This is a genomic window from Photorhabdus sp. HUG-39 (assembly GCF_963878365.1).
Classification (GTDB): Bacteria; Pseudomonadota; Gammaproteobacteria; order Enterobacterales; family Enterobacteriaceae; genus Photorhabdus; species Photorhabdus kayaii.
In genome coordinates this window covers 15,561-36,412 of the sequence record NZ_CAWNWY010000046.1, presented here as the reverse complement: position 1 = coordinate 36,412, position 20,852 = coordinate 15,561, and the positions used below count along the sequence as shown (strand labels likewise).

General features: G+C 43.4%; 15 protein-coding genes and 5 pseudogenes. 12 read left to right on the top strand and 8 right to left on the bottom strand.

Translation table 11 applies throughout. From position 1 onward, the window contains the following. The 9 genes and pseudogenes from AAC155_RS21525 to AAC155_RS21485 all read left to right on the top strand — a co-directional run. Window positions 1-194 (top strand): annotated as a pseudogene (locus AAC155_RS21525) (IS4 family transposase); the annotation flags it as partial. 5 nt (window positions 195-199) lie between these two features. Next, a pseudogene (locus AAC155_RS21520) lies at window positions 200-319 on the top strand (phage major capsid protein); the annotation flags it as partial. Between the two features lie 38 nt (window positions 320-357). Continuing rightward, window positions 358-504: pseudogene (locus tag AAC155_RS21515) on the top strand (HK97 family phage prohead protease); the annotation flags it as partial. Between the two features lie 152 nt (window positions 505-656). After that, entirely contained in the window at window positions 657-1,823 is a 1,167-nt protein-coding gene (locus tag AAC155_RS21510) for an RNA-guided endonuclease InsQ/TnpB family protein (RefSeq protein ID WP_113044089.1), read from the top strand. Between the two features lie 66 nt (window positions 1,824-1,889). After that, window positions 1,890-2,117 carry a TonB-dependent receptor gene (locus tag AAC155_RS21505; RefSeq protein WP_113044088.1) on the top strand — a complete coding sequence of 76 codons (228 nt, stop codon included), beginning with the start codon at window positions 1,890-1,892 and terminating at the stop codon, window positions 2,115-2,117. A 468-nt stretch (window positions 2,118-2,585) separates the two neighbouring features. Further along, window positions 2,586-3,701, top strand: coding sequence for a hypothetical protein (locus tag AAC155_RS21500; protein WP_113044087.1), 1,116 nt, complete (start codon window positions 2,586-2,588; stop codon window positions 3,699-3,701). Window positions 3,702-4,197: 496 nt separating this feature from the next. After that, on the top strand, window positions 4,198-5,316 hold the full coding sequence (locus AAC155_RS21495; protein WP_113044086.1) for a hypothetical protein: 1,119 nt from the start codon (window positions 4,198-4,200) through the stop codon (window positions 5,314-5,316). A 656-nt stretch (window positions 5,317-5,972) separates the two neighbouring features. Next, on the top strand, window positions 5,973-7,088 hold the full coding sequence (locus tag AAC155_RS21490) for a DUF346 domain-containing protein (protein ID WP_113044085.1): 1,116 nt from the start codon (window positions 5,973-5,975) through the stop codon (window positions 7,086-7,088). Between the two features lie 785 nt (window positions 7,089-7,873). After that, window positions 7,874-9,004, top strand: a complete 1,131-nt coding sequence (locus AAC155_RS21485) for a hypothetical protein (protein WP_113044084.1) — start codon at window positions 7,874-7,876, stop codon at window positions 9,002-9,004. A gap of 322 nt (window positions 9,005-9,326) precedes the next feature. On the opposite strand, the pseudogene AAC155_RS21480 reads toward AAC155_RS21485, so the two are convergent. Further along, window positions 9,327-9,950 (bottom strand): annotated as a pseudogene (locus AAC155_RS21480) (nucleotidyl transferase AbiEii/AbiGii toxin family protein); the annotation flags it as partial. Continuing rightward, window positions 9,943-10,419, bottom strand: a pseudogene (locus tag AAC155_RS21475) (type IV toxin-antitoxin system AbiEi family antitoxin domain-containing protein); the annotation flags it as partial. The pseudogenes AAC155_RS21475 and AAC155_RS21480, both read right to left, overlap by 8 nt. A 128-nt stretch (window positions 10,420-10,547) precedes the next feature. Between AAC155_RS21475 and mutS the strand changes: the two are divergent. From mutS to AAC155_RS21460, 3 genes are all read left to right on the top strand, one after another. Then, on the top strand, window positions 10,548-13,103 hold the full coding sequence (gene mutS / locus AAC155_RS21470) for a DNA mismatch repair protein MutS (protein WP_113044081.1): 2,556 nt from the start codon (window positions 10,548-10,550) through the stop codon (window positions 13,101-13,103). A gap of 4 nt (window positions 13,104-13,107) precedes the next feature. Continuing rightward, entirely contained in the window at window positions 13,108-13,869 is a 762-nt protein-coding gene (gene miaE, locus AAC155_RS21465; protein WP_113044080.1) for a tRNA isopentenyl-2-thiomethyl-A-37 hydroxylase MiaE, read from the top strand. A gap of 640 nt (window positions 13,870-14,509) precedes the next feature. Then, window positions 14,510-15,253: a hypothetical protein gene (locus AAC155_RS21460; RefSeq protein WP_113044078.1), complete on the top strand. Its 744-nt coding sequence runs from the start codon at window positions 14,510-14,512 to the stop codon at window positions 15,251-15,253. Between the two features lie 432 nt (window positions 15,254-15,685). Here the strand turns inward: AAC155_RS21460 and AAC155_RS21455 are convergent, their stop codons facing one another. The 6 genes from AAC155_RS21455 to truD all read right to left on the bottom strand — a co-directional run bounded on the left by AAC155_RS21455 (window position 15,686) and on the right by truD (window position 20,852). Further along, window positions 15,686-15,973: a HigA family addiction module antitoxin gene (locus AAC155_RS21455; protein WP_113044077.1), complete on the bottom strand. Its 288-nt coding sequence runs from the start codon at window positions 15,971-15,973 to the stop codon at window positions 15,686-15,688. Window positions 15,974-16,242: 269 nt separating this feature from the next. Next, window positions 16,243-17,241, bottom strand: a complete 999-nt coding sequence (gene rpoS, locus AAC155_RS21450; protein WP_113044076.1) for an RNA polymerase sigma factor RpoS — start codon at window positions 17,239-17,241, stop codon at window positions 16,243-16,245. A 51-nt stretch (window positions 17,242-17,292) separates the two neighbouring features. Then, the gene (nlpD, locus tag AAC155_RS21445) at window positions 17,293-18,270 is read right to left on the bottom strand and encodes a murein hydrolase activator NlpD (protein WP_191214966.1); all 978 of its coding nucleotides are present in this window, start codon (window positions 18,268-18,270) and stop codon (window positions 17,293-17,295) included. Between the two features lie 170 nt (window positions 18,271-18,440). Further along, window positions 18,441-19,067, bottom strand: a complete 627-nt coding sequence (locus tag AAC155_RS21440; protein WP_112877122.1) for a protein-L-isoaspartate(D-aspartate) O-methyltransferase — start codon at window positions 19,065-19,067, stop codon at window positions 18,441-18,443. Further along, a complete protein-coding gene (surE, locus tag AAC155_RS21435) occupies window positions 19,061-19,825 on the bottom strand; it encodes a 5'/3'-nucleotidase SurE (RefSeq protein WP_113044074.1) in 765 nt (254 codons plus the stop codon). The genes AAC155_RS21440 and surE overlap by 7 nt, the downstream gene beginning before the upstream one ends. Then, window positions 19,803-20,852 (bottom strand): tRNA pseudouridine(13) synthase TruD, encoded by a 1,050-nt coding sequence (truD, locus tag AAC155_RS21430; RefSeq protein ID WP_113044073.1) that lies wholly within the window; start codon window positions 20,850-20,852, stop codon window positions 19,803-19,805. Before truD ends, surE begins: the two co-directional genes overlap by 23 nt.

Here is a 20,852-nt window from a genome sequence, read left to right as displayed (position 1 = left end):
AAGAAAAATGCCGTGTGCCGAAAAAAGCCCCGAGCTTGCATTGGGCCTTCATCAATCTGGGAAAACTGGCCGGCTGGTACGATTCCAAACGCACGGGTCGAGTCGGATGGGAACGACTTTGGGAAGGTTGGTTTCGGCTGCAAACCCTGATAGACGGCTATTTGCTGGCTAAATCAGTTGATTTGGAGATCTGATCAAGAGACAGGACAATATCACCGAGCCGGGATTTTATAAGGTACACACCGATAAATATCTGGGTGGCGGTCTGGTGGACTCCAACGCAATAAAGATCCTTGAAGTTAAAACCGCGTCGAAATAAGCGAAAAGGGCGAAAGTCCCTTGTTGGGAGTCCATAAGATGAATAACGATTTTGAAATTCGCACCGCGTCTCTGTCTGCTGCTGATAAAAAGCTGGTGGGCTATGTGATTAAGTGGAACAGCCGATCCCAAATCCTGTGGGATGAATTTGTCGAGCAATTCGCCCCGAATGCCTTTAGTGCTAGTACTACAGCCGTACTTACTTTTTTCAACAGAAAAGACACCCATAGAAAAGCTTAATTCATGCGGTTTCTCAGAGTTGTGAGCATCAAGGAAAATGCAACTTTCTAGTATCTACGGCTGTAGTACTAGAGCCAACTGAAGAACAGTCGCAGCGTTTGCGACAGTTATGCGGGTGTGCTCGTTTTGTCTGGGATCACGGACTTGAGGTAACAAAACACATTCTGGATTCCGGCGGAAAACTTCCCTCCGCGTTTGAACTCAACCGCATGCTCACGGGGTGGAAAAAAACACCGGAATACGCCTTCTTACAGGAAGCTTACACCGATAACCTTCAACAAAAACTTAAAGATTTACATGGGGCATGGCGGCGTTGCTTCGACAAAACACTGGCAGCGAAAGCGCCTGTATGGAAACGAAAAAATGACGGCAGGGATTCAATCCGGTTCGTCAATTTTGAAAAATATTGTCTCCTTGAAAATCGCAGAGTGAGGCTTCCTTCCGGGCTCGGATGGATAAAGTTCCGGCAATCGCAGGAGGTGAGCGGCAAAATCAAAAATGCCACGATCAGCCAGTCAGCGGGTCAGTGGTATGTGTCGTTTCAAGTCGAGATAGAAGCCGCTGAGCCACACCACGAATCAACAACCATGGTGGGTCTGGATGCAGGGATATCGAAACTGGCGACGCTCTCAGACGGTACGATATACGAGCCGGTCAACAGTTTTAAAACCCGCCGGCGCAAACTGGCGAAGCTCCAGAGACAGTTAAGCCGCAAAGTGAAGTTCAGCGCCAACTGGCAGAAACAGAAGCGAAAAATTCAGCGTCTGCATTCGCGCATCGCCAATATCCGGCGCGATTACCTTCATAAGACCACCACGAAAATAAGCAAAAACCACGCGATGATCGTGATTGAAGATTTGAAGGTCAGTAATATGTCGAAGTCAGCGAAAGGCACAGCAGAACAGCCCGGAAGGAACGTTCGGGCTAAAACAGGCTTAAATCGCGCGATACTGGATCAGGGCTGGTATGAAATGCGCCGTCAGCTAGAATATAAGCAGCGCTGGCGCGGCGGTCAGGTACTGGCAGTGCCTCCGGCATACACCAGCCAGCGGTGCGCATGTTGCGGTCATACAGCAAAAGAGAACCGCTTGTCGCAGAGTCAATTTGTGTGCCGGGTGTGTGGATATACCGCGAACGCGGATGTAAACGGCGCTCGTAACATTTTAGCGGCAGGGCATGCCGTGCTTGCCTGTGGAGGGATGGAGCAGTCAGGCCGCCCGTTGAAGCAGGAACCAGACGCAGAGCGATCAGCCGTCGCCCACTAACGGGAATTCCCCTCTTGAGTCACGAAGTGCGAAAGTGGGGGAGGATGTCAATATGGACAACGATCTGTGCCAGCAGGAAAACCAGGACGCGGTTCTGCTCCTTTATTGGCGCCCATTATCTGGCGACCTGCAACTGTGGCCGATATCTCTCTGACTGCCCGCATAAATAAGCATGTCGAATTTGAGTTTGGTGTGGATAATGTGTTCGACAAATATTATATCCAGCCACTTAGCCTCGGTTATATCCCTTCACCGGGAAGAACGTTTCGTGCCGGTATCACAACTTATTTTTAAATTCATTCGTTAAGCTGGTGGCATATCCATGATATGCCACTTTTTGGCAACAGAATGTAATTAGAGTAAAAGCAATATATCAATATAAAACCTCAGCATTGGTTTAAATTTTCACATAAATACAATATGCCATCAGATATTTCCAATGAAGTTAAAACAACTTTAAAAAAAATATTTAAAATAGAAATAAAATGAAACTTTAAAATAATGAAATAGTTTACATGCAATTAATTGTTTTTAAATGATTGTATGTAAAAATATATATCAACCTATAGATATTTATAATATACAATCATATCTTATCAATAACTTAATTGTCATAAGTTAATTTCAAATAAAACATTATTCATTATTTTTTAAGAAGAAATAAAAACATAAACAAAAATATTAATTTTAAATAATTAAGACATTAATTATTAAATGACTATTTGGTGAATCTAAAAAATTATTTTTAACGAGGATATACATATGAAAAAAGAGCCGATTAAAACATTAAATCCAGATAATACTGAGTTATCTGTTACGGACGAAGTAGAAATCGAAAACCCTACCATCGCGGTATCTGGCATTGTCTCAGTAACGAACACCTCTGATGGTCGGATCGAGGTTTTCGGTGTAGGTGGCGATAATGCAGTGTGGCGCAATGGGCAAACGACACATACAGGTGCTTCCTGGACCGGCTGGAGCTCACTCGGTGGAAGTGTGACCAGCAAACCCGCCGCTTATCTCAATTCAGACGGTCAATTAGAAGTATTCGTACGCGGCTCCGATAATGCGTTATGGCATAACTGGCAAACCGCTCCCAACGCCGGTTGGTCAGGCTGGCAATCTTTAGGTGGAGCAATCACCAGTAACCCTGCGGTATATATCAACGCCGATGGTCGGCTTGAGGTCTTTGCTCGTGGGGCCGACAACACACTTTGGCATATCTGGCAAACCGCTCCCCATTCGAATACCTGGTCGAACTGGTATTCTCTGGGCCACGTGATCACCAGCAACCCGGCAGTTCATATCAATGCCGATGGTCGGCTTGAAGTCTTTGCCCGCGGTGCCGATAACGCACTCTGGCACATCTGGCAAACTGCTCCCCATACCGGTTATTGGTCAAGCTGGCAGTCATTAGGTGGCACCATCACGAGTGATCCAATGGTCATCCGCACCATTGACGGTCGACTCGAAGTCTTTGTACGCGCCATCGATAATGCACTCTGGCACATCTGGCAAACGACCCCCAACTCTAGTCAATGGTCTAATTGGGCCTCATTGGGTGGTACTATCACCAGCGCACCTGCGGTAATAAAATACTTCGACAATCGACTTGTCGTCTTTGCCCGCGCCACCGATAACGCACTCTGGCACATCTGGCAAAATGATACCCATTCCGGCTCATGGTCCAACTGGGCCTCATTGGGTGGCGGACTTTCTAGCGGCCCAGATGTCGTGGAAAACGCTAATGGCTATATTGAAGTCTTTGTACGCGCCACTGATAACGCACTCTGGAACATCAAGAGGACGAGTCCATCATCATGGTCCTCTTGGGCCTCACTTGGTGGAACCTTGATCGATGCTTCAGCGATCAAATAATTTGGAAAGCGTTAGAATTAGCTTCGCATAAGACAAACGTAATCTTCTGGCCCGATGCATTAACGAAAATATTCACTGCGCTGCATCGGACCAGTGGTATTTAATTTTCTGGAGTTAACCCAATAGCCAGATGACGAATTGTATACTTTAATAATGATCATCAGATATTTTGAATAAAAAACAAATATAACCGTAAAAAACAGACTTAAAATAGAAAACCAAGAAAACTTTAAAATAAGAAAATAGTTTATATCTAATTAATGTTTTTTAGATATTCGTATTTAAAAATACATATCAACACATAGATCTCCATAATATAAAATCACACCCAGCAATTTAATAATTAAAGTTTAATATCAAATAAAATATTACTTATTCATTTTATGAATAAAAACATACAGAATGCAATCGGAAATATTAATGTGAAATTAAACATATTGCTTATCAAATGATTACTTAGTGAATCTAAAAATTTATGCCTAAACAGGATATATATATGAAAAAAGAATCTATTAATACATCAGCTCCAGATAATACCAAGTCATTTGTTGAAAACGAAACAGAAGTATCCAATGAAATTTCTTGGACGGCGTTACCCGGAATTATCTCGGCGGCAAACAACGCCGATGGTCGACTTGAGGTGTTCGGTATAGGCACCGACAATGCTGTATGGCACAACTGGCAAACGGTACCAAACACCGGATCTTCTTGGTCCGACTGGCACTCGCTGAATGGAGGAGCGACCAGCAAACCCGCAGTTTACATTAATTCAGACGGCAGATTGGAAGTATTCGTGCGTGGCACAGATAATGCGCTATGGCATAACTGGCAGACCGTCCCCGGTGCCGGTTGGTCAGGCTGGCAATCTTTAGGTGGTCAGATCACCAGCAACCCAGTGGTATATGTCAACTCCGATGGACGGCTTGAGGTTTTTGTACGCGGCTCCGATAATGCCCTCTGGCACATCTGGCAAACCGCTCCCCATGCCGGCCCGTGGTCTAATTGGCAGTCACTAAATGGCGTGCTCACCAGTGATCCAACAGTATATGTTAACGCCAGTGGTCGGCCTGAGGTCTTTGCGCGCAGCAACGATTACTCTCTCTGGTACATCAAGCAAACGGCTTCTCATACCTATCCTTGGACAAACTGGCAGTCACTGAGTGGTGTGATAACGAGCAATCCAGTGGTGATCAGCAACTCTGATGGTCGGCTTGAAGTCTTTGCACGCGGTTCCGATAACGCTCTCTGGCACATCTGGCAGGTCGCTCCTAACTCAGGTTGGACAAATTGGCGGTCACTGTCTGGTGCCATTACCAGCGACCCAGCGGTACATATCAACGCCGATGGCCGGCTTGAAGCCTTTGCGCGTGGCCCAGATGACGCTCTCTGGCATATCTGGCAAACGGCAGCATCGGGTTCATGGTCTGAGTGGGCTTCATTGTCAGGCGCGATTACCAGCGCTCCTGCGGTAGCGAAGAATTCTGACGGCCGGCTTGAGGTTTTTGCACGCGGTGCGGATAACGCTCTCTGGCACATTCAGCAAACTACATCATCGTCATGGTCTAGCTGGGCATCCCTCGGCGGCAACTTAATCGACGTTTCAGCCATTAAATAATCTGGAAAGATTAGCTTCACACAAGACGCGCATAACTTTCTGGCTTGATGTATTAAAGGAGAACATTCACTATGCTGCATCAGGCCAGCAGTATCTCATTTGCTGGAATCAACCCAATTCTCAACACGCAAACCAAGCATTCACTCAGACTTGCGCATGTGGTTGATGACAAAGATATAGTTTTGTCTATCCAATGTAGACTCTTGGTCGAATATACCCAAGAAGGCAATTTCAAATAAAGCCCCGTTTTATAGAATATTCATGAACTAGAATCTGTGTTTTTTTAATGCCAGTCGGCAAACTGTTCGCTTCCGCAAAGATTATCAGATGTTTTTAATGCAATTAAAACAATCATGATAAAAATATATTTTCAAATATAATAAAGATGAAACCTTAAAACAGCAAAACAGTTCATTCATAATTTATTATTTTTGAATGACCGTATGTAAAAATATATATAAACACACTAGGTTTTATAATGTAGCATCTCATCCACTTAATACTTCACGGATCATCAATCAACATCAAATAAAACATTAATTATTTCTTCAAAGAATAAAGAGTAAAAGTGAGAATGTTGATTCACAGAATTAAACATCTTGCTTATTAAATGACTATTTAGTCAATCTAAAAAATTATTTTTAACGAGAATATATATGCAAGAAGAACCTATTAATATACCAAAGCCAGATAATACCGAGTTACTTGCTGCAAATGAGATAGCAATCGAAAACGCACCAATCGCGTTGTCTGAAATTGTCTCAGTAGTAAACACCTCCGATGGACGGCTCGAAGTTTTCGGTGTGGGCACTGATAATGCCGTGTGGCACAACAGACAAACGGCACCACACTCAGGCTCTTCCTGGTCCGGCTGGATCTCACTTAACGGAAACGTAACCAGCAAACCTGTCGTTTATATCAATACAGACGGTCGGCTAGAGGTATTCGCACGCGGCACCGATAATGCGCTCTGGCACATCTGGCAAACCGCCGCCAATGCCGGTTGGTCAAACTGGCAATCTTTAGGGGGTACAATTACTAGTAACCCCGCGGTATATGTCAACACCAATGGCCGGCTCGATGTCTTTGCACGTGGCACCGATAATGCACTTTGGCACATCTCACAAACTGCCGCTCATTCCGGTCCGTGGTCAAGCTGGCAATCTTTGAACGGTGTGATCACCAGCAACCCGGCGGTTCATATCAACTCCGACGGCCGGCTTGAAGTCTTTGCGCGTGGTACCGATAACGCACTCTGGCACATCTGGCAAACCGTTCCTGATTCCAATCAGTGGTCAGGTTGGGATTCACTCGGTGGTGTAATCACTAGCGATCCTGTCGTCATCGGCACCGCTGATGGCCGGCTTGAAGTCTTTGCGCGCGGTTCCAATAACGCACTCTACCACATCTGGCAAACCATTCCCCATGGCGGCCCGTGGTCCAACTGGGCTTCGTTGAATGGCGTGATTACCAGTGCTCCTGCGGTGGTGAAGAACTCCGATGGCCGGCTTGAAGTTTTTGTACGCGGCACCAATAATGCGCTCTACCACATCTGGCAAACGGTTTCCCATTCCGGTCCGTGGTCTAACTGGGCCACGTTAAATGGCACGATCACCAGCGCACCAACGGCAGTGGAAGACGCCGATGGTCGACTTGAAGTTTTTGCGCGTGGCACCGATAACGCACTCTGGAACATCTGGCAAGCCACACCATCGTGGTCCGCTTGGGTATCCCTCAAAGGCAGCTTAATCGACGCTTCAGCAATCAAATAATCTGGAATGAATCCAGCTTTGCACAAGACGAACGTCACCTTCTGGCCCGATACGCTAAGGAAAATATTCACTGCGCTGCATCGGGTCAGTGGTACCTAATTTGCCGGTAAAAATCTCATATTCGATACACAAACCTGGCATCGATTCGAGTTGGCATATTATCGTTGATGACAAGGAGATATTTTTGTCTATCTGAAACAGACTATTAGTCGAATATGCCTGGAAAACAACTTCAAATAGAATAACCTCTTTTAGGTACATGATTAAATCAGGATCTACGTTTCTCAATAGCCAGATTATGAATTTTGTGCTTTAATAATGATTCAATAAAATATTTTAAAAAAATTAAAAAAACATTAAACAAATATATTTAAAATAGAAACCAGCGGGGACTTTAAAATGAAAAATAGTTTGTGAAAATTAATTCCACTTAAATAATTTCGTATAAAATAATATATATACCCTATGGATTTCAAGATGCATCGCGACGGCAAGGGAGCGAATACCCGGGAGCATAGATAACTATGTGACCGGGGTGAGTGAGTGCAGCCAACAAAGAGGCAACTTGAAAGATGACGGGTATAAAATATGTAATCACATAATACGAGACTATATTTAATTAACATTTTACAGCTCAATAAATAACAAAAAAACATCCACCCTTTATTTTATTAATAAAATAACATAGGAGACGAGTGAAAACATCAATATATAAATACGAATACCTATCTCATTAAATGATTATTTTATGAATCCTAAAAATTATTTTTAAAGAGAATATACATATGAAAAAAGAACCTATTAAAATGCCAAATCCAGATAATACCGAAGCATATGTTGCAGGTGAGGTAGAAATCGAGAACTCTGCGATAGCGTTATCTGGAATTGTCTCAGTAGCAAACAATGCCGATAATCGACTTGAAGTTTTCGGTGTAAGCACTGACAGCGCAGTGTGGCACAATTGGCAAACAGCACCGCTTCCAAACTCCTCTTGGGCCGGCTGGAACAAGTTTAACGGAGTAGTAACCAGCAAACCCGCCGTTCATCGTAATTCGGACGGTCGATTGGAAGTATTCGTGCGTGGTACGGATAATGCCCTCTGGCACAACTGGCAGACCGCCGCTGATACCAATACCTGGTCAAGCTGGCAGCCGCTGTATGGAGGTATAACCAGCAACCCTGAGGTGTGTCTCAACTCTGACGGCCGACTTGAGGTCTTTGCACGCGGCTCGGATAACGCGCTATGGCACATCTGGCAAACCGCGGCCCATACCAATTCGTGGTCAAACTGGAAATCTCTGGGCGGCACGCTCACGAGTAACCCGGCTGCACATCTCAACGCCGATGGTCGGATTGAAGTCTTTGCTCGCGGTGCCGATAATGCCCTTTGGCACATTTGGCAAACGGCTGCTCACACTGATCAATGGTCAAATTGGCAGTCACTAAAAAGTGTAATCACTAGCGACCCAGTGGTCATCAACAACTGCGATGGTCGGCTCGAAGTCTTTGCTCGCGGTGCCGATAGCACACTCCGGCACATTTCACAGATCGGTTCTGATTCCGTTTCATGGTCAAACTGGCAATGTTTGGATGGGGTGATCACTAGCGCCCCAGCGGCGGTGAAGAATATCTCCGGCCAGCTTGAGGTCTTTGCTCGCGGCGCTGATAACACGCTCTGGCGCACCTGGCAAACTTCCCATAACGGCCCGTGGTCTAACTGGAGCTCATTTACAGGCATTATCGCCAGTGCCCCAACGGTAGCGAAGAATTCAGACGGTCGGATCGAGGTCTTTGTGCTTGGCCTTGACAAAGCACTCTGGCACCTCTGGCAAACCACTTCATCAACCACATCATCGTGGACCACCTGGGCTCTCATCGGTGGTATCACCTTGATCGACGCTTCTGTGATCAAATAATTTGGAAGGAACCAACTTCTCACAAGATAAGCGTAATCTTCTGGCCCGATGCATTAAAGGAAATATTCACTGCGCTGCATCGGGCCAGTGGTACTTAATTTGCTGAAGTTAACCTAATATTCGACACGTAAGCTCAATACGGGTTCAAACTCATACATTATTGTTCATGACAAAGATATACTTTTGGTTGAATATACCCGTCATCTTTCAAGTTGCCTCTTTGTTGGCTGCACTCGCTCACCCCGGTCACATAGTTATCTATGCTCCCGGGGATTCACTCCCTTGCCGTCGCGATCCATCTTGAAATCCATAGGGTATAGAGCTCAGAAATATCCTTCCATCGAGGATTAAGCACTTCAGACAATGGGCGGGGATGACTAAGCAAATAGGTAATGAACCCATTAAAGATAGAACGATCTATTCCCCGCGTTTCAAGCAACATCTTGACGTCGAAGAGATCACGTGGATGCTGGCGATCTAACGCTGCACATAATTTACCACCATAGAGATCAGCAATCGAAACAACCTGAATAGAAGCAAAACCAAATTCATCTTCTACAGCCTCAACAACATCACGCTCCTGAGGTGAATACAGCGTACCGCGCGCAACCAGTGAGACTTCAATTTTTATCTGCGCATGTTGAGAAGTAACAATAATGCGCATTTCATCAGAATTATTGGCTTGTAGTGATGCAAAAATCCCCACTTGTTGTTGGAGTAAAGTGGCAATCCTAGTTAATGCCGCTCGAACATTAGGTAACGCTAACTCCCTGCTTTCCAGCGGTATATAAACCAGATCAATATCAACTGACAAACGGGGAAAATCACGTACAAACAAATTAATCGCCGTCCCACCCTTCAACGCAAAACAGTTCTCTGTTGCCACCACAGGCAGTACACTCATCAACAACACTACTTGTCGGTAATACGGAGAATATTTATCCATGAAATAATCCATTATTAAAATACTTTTCCGGAACCGTAATCTGATACCGTTTATCCAACTTTCCTCCTAACACGACTTGACGCTTCCCTGCTCCTAAATCAATTTTAGTTTTATCAATACGCTTAGCCCATACATGGGCATAATAATCGGTCAAAAAAAGATATAAACGGTTAGTTTGGATCGCATGGCTGGAATGAAGGAGTATTTCTACTTTGCGCGGTCTAAGGTTAACTAAACCTTGGAAAAGTTCCGCAGCATGTTCAAAAGAAAACGATACAGGCACAGCATCTAAAACTTCGTAAGCAGCTAATTCAGGCATGCTGGCTTTTAGCTGGTTTCCTTTGATTTCAACTTCTGTCAGATATTTCTCATCAAGTAGAGACAACTTCTGGTTAGACAGCAAAAACCAGTCAACATTGGGAAATTCTTTAAACCACCTCGGCAACGCAGCTTTATCTTCCACACAGAGTCAAATTAACCAGACCAAAATTACAGCTAAATTTGCGAATTGCTTCCAGATTTTACTTGTGTAAGTTTAAAGCTTGGTGCGATACCATAACGAAAGAATTGATTCACAAACTTAACTAAGACCACTGCATGATTAATACAGAAACCTTCGACACCCACACGCCCATGATGCAGCAATATCTCCGCCTTAAAGCACAGCATCCTGATATCCTGCTGTTTTACAGAATGGGGGATTTCTATGAGCTCTTTTATGACGATGCCAAAAAGGCTGCAAAATTGCTGGATATTTCCCTGACCAAACGAGGTCAATCAGCCGGCAATCCTATCCCTATGGCAGGCGTGCCACATCATGCAGTAGAAAACTATCTAGCTAAGCTGGTTCAATTAGGTGAATCAGTCGCTATCTGTGAGCAAATTGGCGATCCTGCCACCAGCAAAGGCCCAGTTGAACGTAAAGTTGTTCGCATCGTTACCCCCGGCACCGTGACAGATGAAGCGTTATTACAGGAACGGCAAGATAATCTGCTGGCGGCTATTTGGCACGATAATCAAGGATTTGGCTATGCCACACTAGACGTGACATCTGGCCGCTTCCAAATATCTGAAATGGCAGAGCTGGAAACGATAGCCGCTGAATTGCAACGTAGCCGCCCTGTTGAATTACTCTATCCTGAAAGTTTTGAGCATATGGTGCTGATTGAAAATTTTCATGGCCTGCGCCGTCGCCCTTTATGGGAATTTGAGCTGGATACCGCAAAACAGCAATTGAACTTGCAATTTGGTACCCGTGATCTCGTCGGTTTTGGTGTGGAAAAAGCAGCACTTGCTCTGCGTGCCGCTGGTTGCCTGTTGCAATATGTCAAAGATACTCAACGCACGGCGCTGCCACATATCCGTGGCATTACGATGGAACGTCAGCAAGATACGGTTATTATGGATGCCGCAACCCGTCGTAATCTGGAACTGACACAAAATCTGTCTGGCAGTACAGATAATACTCTCGCTTCTGTTCTTGATCTGTGTGTTACCCCAATGGGTAGCCGAATGTTGAAACGCTGGTTGCATGCGCCTGTCAGGGACCGCCAGATATTAGAAAATCGTCAACAAGCTATTGCTACCTTGCAGGAAATTGGCTTGGAGTTGCAGCCATTTTTGCTACAGATAGGTGATCTCGAACGTGTACTAGCACGCTTGGCTCTACGCTCTGCTCGGCCAAGGGATCTGGCAAGAATGCGCCATGCATTCCAGCAATTACCGGATATCCATCAAGTTATGGACTCCTCAGATTCCCCTTATATCAAGCAATTGCAGAAAAATATCGGCAGGTTTGATGAATTACAGGAATTGCTTGAAAAAGCGATTGTAGAAACACCTCCGGTATTAGTTCGGGATGGTGGCGTAATCGCACCGGGTTATAACAGTGAACTGGATGAGTGGCGCACACTGGCTGATGGTGCCAGTAACTATCTGGAACAACTGGAAATCCGTGAACGAGAAAAGCTGGGTCTTGATACTCTGAAAGTCGGCTTTAATGGTGTTCATGGCTACTATATTCAAGTCAGCCGAGGGCAGAGCCATCTGGTGCCAATTCACTACGTCCGCCGCCAGACACTGAAAAATGCTGAGCGTTATATCATCCCTGAGCTAAAAGAATATGAAGATAAGGTTCTGACCTCTAAAGGGAAATCTCTGGCAATAGAGAAAGCGCTTTACGAAGAATTATTCGATCTACTGCTGCCTCATTTGGCCGAATTACAAACCAGCGCCGAAGCACTGGCTGAACTTGATGTATTGGCAAATCTGGCAGAACGCGCTGAAACCCTGAATTATGTTTGCCCAACATTGAGCGATAAACCGGGAATCCAAATCACTGGTGGTCGTCATTCGGTTGTTGAGCAAGTTCTGAGTGAACCATTTATCTCAAACCCACTCTCTTTATCTTCACAGCGGCGTCTGTTGATTATTACCGGCCCAAATATGGGCGGTAAAAGTACCTATATGCGTCAGGCGGCGCTTATTACACTTCTGGCCTATATCGGTAGCTTTGTACCGGCTGAAAAAGCGGTCATCGGCCCAGTTGATCGTATATTCACCCGTGTAGGTGCTTCCGATGATCTGGCATCCGGCCGTTCAACCTTTATGGTGGAAATGACCGAAACCGCCAATATCTTGCACAATGCGACAGAACAAAGTTTGGTATTGATGGATGAGATTGGTAGAGGAACATCAACCTACGATGGCCTTTCTCTGGCATGGGCATGTGCAGAAAATCTGGCAAACCGCATTAAAGCAATGACTCTGTTTGCTACTCACTATTTTGAGCTGACCACGTTGCCGGAAAAACTTGAAGGCGTGGTTAATATTCATCTGGATGCGGTAGAGCATGGAGATACCATCGCATTTATGCACAGCGTGCAAGAAGGCGCAGCCAGTAAGAGTTACGGATTGGCAGTTGCTTCTCTCGCTGGCGTTCCACGTGAAGTGATTAAACGGGCTCGCCAGAAACTTAAAGAGCTGGAATCGCTATCCAACCATGCAACAGCAAGTCATGTCGATACACCACAACTTGCACTACTAACAGAAGAGACATCACCGGCGATTGAAGCATTGGAAAATCTCAATCCAGACTCACTGACTCCGCGTCAAGCATTGGAATGGATTTATCGGCTAAAAGATATGGTGTAAGAACATGTTTGACAAAAGCCTCTTACAACCGATATACCATTTTTTGCAATGTGAAACCCCGGATTTGTGGGTAGATAAAGCAAAACAGCCTGAAAATTTACCTATGCTTTTACGGGATCATCTATTATGCGAACTGAAAGCAGCACAGAGCGCTATGTTTTTGATCCGCAAGTATGCCGTAGATCAGCGAAGTGAGGATACACTTCTGGCATGGTTTAAACCTTATGAAGATTTTGCTTACAAGAAAATTGGCGCTCTCAATTCATTAAGAGGCCAAAACCAAGCGACCAAACAGATCACCGCCAAAGCTAATTCACCTTATAGCCAGGATCTGATTGATAAAATGGTACTGCTGATTAAAGAAGAGTTGCATCACTTCTATCAAGTGCTAGAAATCATGGACGCACGCAATATCAGCTATGAAAGCATCACTGCCAGCCGTTATGCCAAAGGCATGCTCAGCCATATCATCAACCATGAACCTTATACATTGGTCGATAAGCTGATTATCGGCGCTTATATTGAGGCGCGTTCTTGTGAACGTTTCGCCAAACTTGCCCCTCATTTAGATGAAGATCTGAGTAAATTTTATATCTCTCTGCTTCGCTCTGAAGCACGTCACTACCAAGACTATCTTTCACTAGCGCAATCTATTGCTAATGAAGATATTACCGAACGGGTAAACTATTTTGGCCGTGTTGAAGCTGAATTGATTCAAAATCCAGATAGCGATTTTAAATTCCACAGTGGCATTCCTGTAATCTGAGATACTGATTAAAAAAGGTGAGCTAATACTCACCTTTCAGATCGATAACAAACCTCGTTCAAAATAACGAGGTTTGTTTTTCCTTTTGAAAAATTGTCTGATCCCTTTTTCCCATTAAATCAATTTGATTGACTACGGATGCGCTATTGTGCGCCATAAAAATAACCAAACTTAAATGGTGAGTTTTTTATTAATTTATTCTATTCAATTATACTAATAATTATATACCCGTCATCTTTCAAGTTGCCTCTTTGTTGGCTGCACTCGCTCACCCCGGTCACATAGTTACCTATGCTCCCGGGGATTCACTCCCTTGCCGTCGCGATCCATCTTGAAATCCATTGGGTATATATGACATTTTAATATTCCTATATGAAATGTAAAATAATTTCATATCGATAAAGTTACATATTTAAACATAATAAACATAATAAACATAATAAACATAATAAACATATAAGTTTTGATATAACTTGATTTATTAAATAATGCTATATACTCAAGATACTTCAAAGTGCATGTTTGAAAAACGATTATGTTGTTGAATTTAAATGTTTTTATATCTGACGACTCAAGCATCTTGAAGTTCATTCGGTATATATACCCAGTAACATAGATTTACATTTATTAAGGAAATAATATGCCAAAAAAAGATGTTGACTTTATGAAAGTGTTAGAAAAAAATCTTTGTCCGGCATGCGGAGACAAGGAATGCCCTATCCACAATAAAATGAAGCATATGAGAGACAGTATGAACGAAATTGTGGAAGCCTATTTTAAAGATGATATGCTTAAGATAAAAAAAATAAGCGTGCAACGTTTTTCTCATTATTATAGTAATTTCAATCATGAGACAATAGAAAACGACAAAAGCATGAGTTCAATTGGTCTATTTAATCATTATAGAAGAGATTCAGGTCAGGAAATAACTCTTTCTAAAATAGGTGTACAAAACAAAATTAGCAATTTGATAAAAACACCAGGTGCTTTTAAAAGAACGGATGGTACCAGTATTCAATCGCGTTTTATCTCACAAATTCAAAACGGTGATCGAACTCATTTTAATAATGCGTACAATTTTGGCACTGAATCCAGACATTTTAATGACCCATTATGGGCTATCGGTGGCGCTAAGGTCAGTGGAAAATTAACTGATGTTAAAGTAGAAACTAGAGGAAATAAATATAATTTATCTGGGGTAATACATTACAAGCTTTATGATAAATTTACAGATCCATATGATACGTTCAATTTGGTTAAAAGGGATCTTAATCCCAATGGAACCCCATTTGATATAACTGGAGCATGGAAAGAGCCTGTAAATTTCAATATCGATAAAAATGTATATGATAATAAAATCAAGCCATTAATTGATAAACAATAGCGGATATTTACTGTCGTGCATTCAATGCACGACATAATATAGGAACTCAGATAGATTTAAGAAACAGTAAAGTAGCAGTGGGGAAAAAATGTCAACTAAAATAAAAATAATAACACTTGCCACCGATGATATTAATGTTTTTTTGACGTTTTTATCTAAAATAAAAAAATAACTAACTATTACAAATAACAGAAAAAAAACAATGGTATCAATGAGTCGTGATAACAGAAATATCATTCCACATCCTTTGTTGAAAAATTTTCTTTAATTATACAGCCAATTTTATTAAAAATAATAGCTTTTTTAAAACCATTAAGTTTGCATAGTAATCAAAATAGTGATTTGTGACACAATTATCAATTATTTTCGATTAAATTTATTGACGCGTCGTTTAGGTTCAGGAAGGACAACCTCAAGTTGGCTGGTAACTGGTCAAGCTATGTGCAATCGATGAAGGTGAGACACATCGATATGCTGTTTTGCCTGCCATAACTCATAGTCTACCTGCATCCCCATCCAAACTTGAGGTGAACTGCCAATAACAACAGACAATTTCAGTGCCATTTCTGGTGAAACATCAGACTTGCCAACAACCAAGCGTTGCACAGTTGATGGCGCTACACCCAGCGCCTTAGCCAAGCCTCTGGCGCTCAAATTCAGAGCCTCCATAGCCTCTTTAACTAATATTCCGAGATGCGGGGGGTTATACATCATAACCATTAGTGGTAATCCTCATCGTTCACAATATATAGACATCACCACCACACAACTTCCCGAAAAAGGGAATCAGGAAAGAAGTTAAAAAAGGGCGTTAATCACATCACTGCAATTTAAATATCAGAAATCTTTGATTGAAATTTACTATCATCATCTAAGACAAAATTAGGGAATCCTACCGGGTACTGAAGAACTTGATAATACCAAGCATCAACAATGCAAAAATACGAGCAACTGTTCTTCAGAACCCAAGTAGCCAAACTATTCAACAATTAAGTACGGAATAACGCTTCAATATTCAAACCTTGAGTTTGCATAATATCTTTCAGACGTCGCAAACCTTCGACTTGGATCTGACGCACTCTTTCCCTTGTCAAACCGATCTCTTTGCCCACATCTTCCAACGTTTCAGCCTCATATCCCAAAAGACCAAAACGACGCGCTAATACTTCACGTTGCTTCGAATTCAACTCAAACAACCACTTGACGATACTCTTTTTCATATCGTCTTCCTGTGTTGTTCCCTCCGGCCCACTTTCATTCTCATCCGATAAAACATCCAATAGCGCTTTATCAGAATCACTGCTAATAGGGGTATCAACCGAAATGATACGTTCATTCAATCGCAACATACGGCTTACGTCATCAACCGGTTTATCCAGCTGCTCTGCTATCTCTTCCGGGCTAGGTTCATGATCCAATTTATGGGCAAGTTCTCTCGCTGTACGCAAGTAGACGTTGAGCTCTTTAACAATATGGATTGGCAACCGAATAGTACGGGTTTGATTCATAATCGCCCGTTCAATGGTTTGCCGAATCCACCATGTTGCATAGGTAGAAAACCTGAACCCGCGCTCCGGGTCAAATTTTTCAACAGCACGGATAAGGCCAAGATTACCTTCTTCAATTAAATCAAGAAGAGCTAAGCCTCTGTTACTGTAACGGCGGGAAATTTTGACAACCAATCGCAAGTTACTTTCGATCATTCTCTGGCGGGCAAGAACATCACCACGTAATGCCCGCCTTGCGAAAAAAACCTCTTCTTCCGCCGTCAGCAAAGGAGAAAAACCAATCTCGCCGAGATAAAGCTGTGTTGCATCAAGAACCCGCTGGCTCATGCCCTGCAATACATCTAAATCATTCTCAAAATCAGTTAGATCATCCCCATTGTTCTTCAATAATTTCTCATCGAAGTCGTCAGCTTCAATACCACTTTCATCTAAATCCGCATCATCATACAACTCGTTAACTTTCAGCGTATTTTGGCTCATAAGCTGCCCCTACCCATGATAATGCAGGCAGAATTCAGCACTCTGCCCAGTTTATCGCTGCGGAAGATAACGCAGCGGGTTTACGGATTTTCCCTTGTAACGAATTTCAAAGTGTAATCTTACAGAGCTGGTACCCGTGCTACCCATAGCGGCAATTTTTTGCCCAGCCTTGATATCCTGTTGCTCACGAACCAGCATTGTATCGTTATGAGCATAGGCACTCAGGTAGTCATCGTTATGTTTTATAATTATCAGATTTCCATATCCACGTAAGGCATTTCCGGCGTAGACAACTCGACCACCTGCTGTTGCAAATACTGACTGGCCCCTGCTACCTGCAATATCAATCCCTTTGTTACCCCCTTGGGTATCAGAGAAACTCTCAATCACTTTACCTTCAGCCGGCCACATCCAACTGCTGACAGCGCTGTTTCCACTGCTTGCGGTTGTCGTCGGTGATTCTAAATACGTATCGTTTACTGTTGATGTAGTTGCCCGTGGCAACATTTTTACACTCTTTTGCTTCCCGGAATTTGCAGGATACGCATTAGTTGATTGAGAATCAACCAGGGTTGTTTGAATTTGATTATGGTTATAAGTGGTTAACATCCCGCTACTACCGGTCCTCAAAGTCTGCCCCACCGTCAAACTGTAAGGCTCTGAAATATTATTTTTGCCTGCAAGATCACGAAAATCACTACCTGTGATCCAGGCAATATAAAACAGAGTATCACCATGCTTGACTGTATAAGTACTGCCGTTATAGCTACCTTTAGGAATACTGTCATAATCACGGTTATAAACGATTTTCCCCTGCAAATTGCTATCAGACTCACTCATCGACGAAGGTGAAGATGGCATTGGCGTAGATACAGCAGCATGGCCGGGAGATATTACCGGATAACGACTCCCGCTGCTTTGTTTTTGATCAATACTAGTGATAGGTGCAGGACGAGTTGGTGTATTTGTACAGCCTACTAACCAGACTCCCATCAATAAACACGTTACAATCCGCTGTATTTTTTTCATTGGGCTTCCCGAATTCATATTTCCTTCCCCCATAACGGCAAAGATAAGCGTAAAAAATTAATAATTCTTAAAGGTTATACATAACCACAAAAATCTCGAAACGAAAATAATTTCGCTTATTAAAGCAAATATAACCATTAATTGAAAAATAGTTGCAATAGACTATGAATTTAAGCCAGTTCCCCTTGCACAAGGGGCACAAAACGCACAGCTTCGATCACTTCACTATGAAAACCATTGCCATGACGTTTCATGGATTTAAGAATTTGTGTATGCTCGCCAACGGGCAAAACCATCACACCACCATCAGCAAGCTGAAGCATCAATTCTTGTGGGATATACGGAGGCGCAGCGGTCACAATAATAGCATCAAATAACCCACGCGACGGCCATCCTTGCCAACCATCCCCATGACGGGTTGAAACATTATGCAAATCAAGCTGTTTCAATCTCCGTTTAGCCTGCCACTGTAAGCCCTTGATCCGTTCTACCGAGAAAACATGTTTGACCAAATGCGCTAATATTGCTGTCTGATAACCAGAGCCAGTACCAATTTCCAAAACCTTAGCATCCGGTGTTAACTGAAGCAGCTCAGTCATACGGGCAACAATATAAGGCTGAGAAATCGTTTGCCCATAACCAATAGGCAAGGCCGTATTTTCATACGCTTTATGTGCCAGTGCTTCATCGACAAAACGTTCTCTAGGCACGGCAGAAATGGCGGCCAGTAAACGTTCATCATCTATTCCCTGCTGGCGTAATTGTGTCAGCAAATTTTTCATTGCCCGACTCAGCATTCTCCATCAACCTCAGCTTTAGCTAACCAATCTCTTACTAACGCCTGCGCTTTATACGAAGTCAGATCTACCTGTAATGGCGTAATAGATACATATCCCTGTTCCACCGCCGCAAAATCTGTTTCAGGACCAGCATCATATTTATCTCCCGGTGGCCCCAACCAATAAAGCATGTTACCTTTCGGATCTTGCATAGAATAAACTTCTTCCGCGGCATGACGGCTACCACAACGTGTCACCCGAAAACCTTTAATGTGCTCAAGTGGCAGATCAGGAACATTCACATTTAAAATATTACCTGCTCTCAAAGGCGTTGTTTGTAGCATCTGTAGTAAACGACATGTGATTTCTGCCGCTGTTTCATAATGCAATTCGCCATCAAGTGAAATAGCCAATGCCGGCAACCCCAGATGACGACCTTCCATCGCAGCCGCAACCGTACCGGAATAAATCACATCATCCCCAAGGTTAGGGCCACGATTAATACCAGAAACAACAATTTCAGGGCGCGGAAGAACCAGCCGATTAACACCGAGATAAACACAATCTGTTGGTGTGCCGCCCAATACCGAAATATCACCATTCTCCAGCGTATTAACACTTAATGAACGATCAAGGGTCAATGCATTAGATGCACCACTCCGATTACGATCAGGAGCAACAACCTGCACATGATAACTTTCACGCAATGCAGCCGCCAAAGCCTGAATCCCTGGAGCGGTCACACCATCATCATTACTCAACAATATTCGTAACATTATTTTGATCCTGATTGATTATTTCCCTGACCACACTGGTAGCAAAACTGCCAGCAGGCAACCAGAAACTGATTTTTACCGTGTCATTATCTTGCCATTGCCAATTCAGATTCTGAGGCTGCACCAGAATCGCCCTACGAGAACCTTCCACCCTTTCACGCTTGATAAGTTCCCACAACGATTCATAAGGCTGCAAATATTGCCGTTCAAAATCCACAGCTTGGTGCTGTGTTCCCAATTCACTGTCACCAGGCAGCGGTGCTGTTATTTGTAATTCTCCATCAATCACCCGCTGTTGCAATAAAGGCAATTCAGCTTCGTCAGCAACAAACCAACTACCACGCCCTGTTAATTGTAGGGCGTCACCCTTCATTACCTGTTGTTGCTGTTTCAGAGCAACCCGCGCACTGGCTACCGCATTAAACATAGCACTACGACTAGCTGACAGATAAAAACTGCGTTTATTTCTCTCTTTTACTCGGATTTCATTATTTGCCCAACGCTGCGCTTGAATCAGATTCTGTCCATCCCGACCAAAACGCTGTTCACCAAAATAGTTAGGCACACCACTTTGCTGAATCAACTGTAGTCTGTTTTCAACCACTTGGTGATGACTGATTTCCCGCAAAATAAGTGTAAATGAGTTTCCTTTCAATGCGCCAATGCGCAATTTACGTTTCTGACGAGCTGTCGTCAGAACTTCACATCCCTCAAGCTGAAACGAGGCAAAATCAGGATCTTGTTTGCCCGGTAAGTGCAAACAAAACCACTGTTCTGTCACTGCATTACGGTCTTTTAAACCAGCATAACTGACCGATCTAGACGGTATACCAGCGAAACGAGCGAGGTTATCTGCAACAAATTGAGTATTACAACCCGTTTTACGAATATGCACCATTAAGTGCTCACCTTCTCCATCAGGAGAAAATCCCAAATCTTCACAGACAATAAAATCTTCCGGCGAAGCCTTTAATATCCCCGTCGCTTCCGATTGCCCATACAGCCAATTTAATTCAGCCAATACCAT

What these genes read in the sequence shown, in the direction of transcription:
- AAC155_RS21500 (WP_113044087.1), top strand. Translation starts at nt 2,586, where the DNA reads ATGAAAAAAGAGCCGATTAAAACATTAAATCCAGATAATACTGAGTTA.
- AAC155_RS21495 (WP_113044086.1), top strand. Translation starts at nt 4,198, where the DNA reads ATGAAAAAAGAATCTATTAATACATCAGCTCCAGATAATACCAAGTCA.
- AAC155_RS21460 (WP_113044078.1), top strand. Translation starts at nt 14,510, where the DNA reads ATGCCAAAAAAAGATGTTGACTTTATGAAAGTGTTAGAAAAAAATCTT.
- rpoS (WP_113044076.1), bottom strand. Translation starts at nt 17,241, where the DNA reads ATGAGCCAAAATACGCTGAAAGTTAACGAGTTGTATGATGATGCGGAT.
- AAC155_RS21490 (WP_113044085.1), top strand. Translation starts at nt 5,973, where the DNA reads ATGCAAGAAGAACCTATTAATATACCAAAGCCAGATAATACCGAGTTA.
- mutS (WP_113044081.1), top strand. Translation starts at nt 10,548, where the DNA reads ATGATTAATACAGAAACCTTCGACACCCACACGCCCATGATGCAGCAA.
- AAC155_RS21455 (WP_113044077.1), bottom strand. Translation starts at nt 15,973, where the DNA reads ATGGTTATGATGTATAACCCCCCGCATCTCGGAATATTAGTTAAAGAG.
- miaE (WP_113044080.1), top strand. Translation starts at nt 13,108, where the DNA reads ATGTTTGACAAAAGCCTCTTACAACCGATATACCATTTTTTGCAATGT.
- nlpD (WP_191214966.1), bottom strand. Translation starts at nt 18,270, where the DNA reads ATGAAAAAAATACAGCGGATTGTAACGTGTTTATTGATGGGAGTCTGG.
- surE (WP_113044074.1), bottom strand. Translation starts at nt 19,825, where the DNA reads ATGTTACGAATATTGTTGAGTAATGATGATGGTGTGACCGCTCCAGGG.
- truD (WP_113044073.1), bottom strand. Translation starts at nt 20,852, where the DNA reads ATGGTATTGGCTGAATTAAATTGGCTGTATGGGCAATCGGAAGCGACG.
- AAC155_RS21485 (WP_113044084.1), top strand. Translation starts at nt 7,874, where the DNA reads ATGAAAAAAGAACCTATTAAAATGCCAAATCCAGATAATACCGAAGCA.
- AAC155_RS21440 (WP_112877122.1), bottom strand. Translation starts at nt 19,067, where the DNA reads ATGCTGAGTCGGGCAATGAAAAATTTGCTGACACAATTACGCCAGCAG.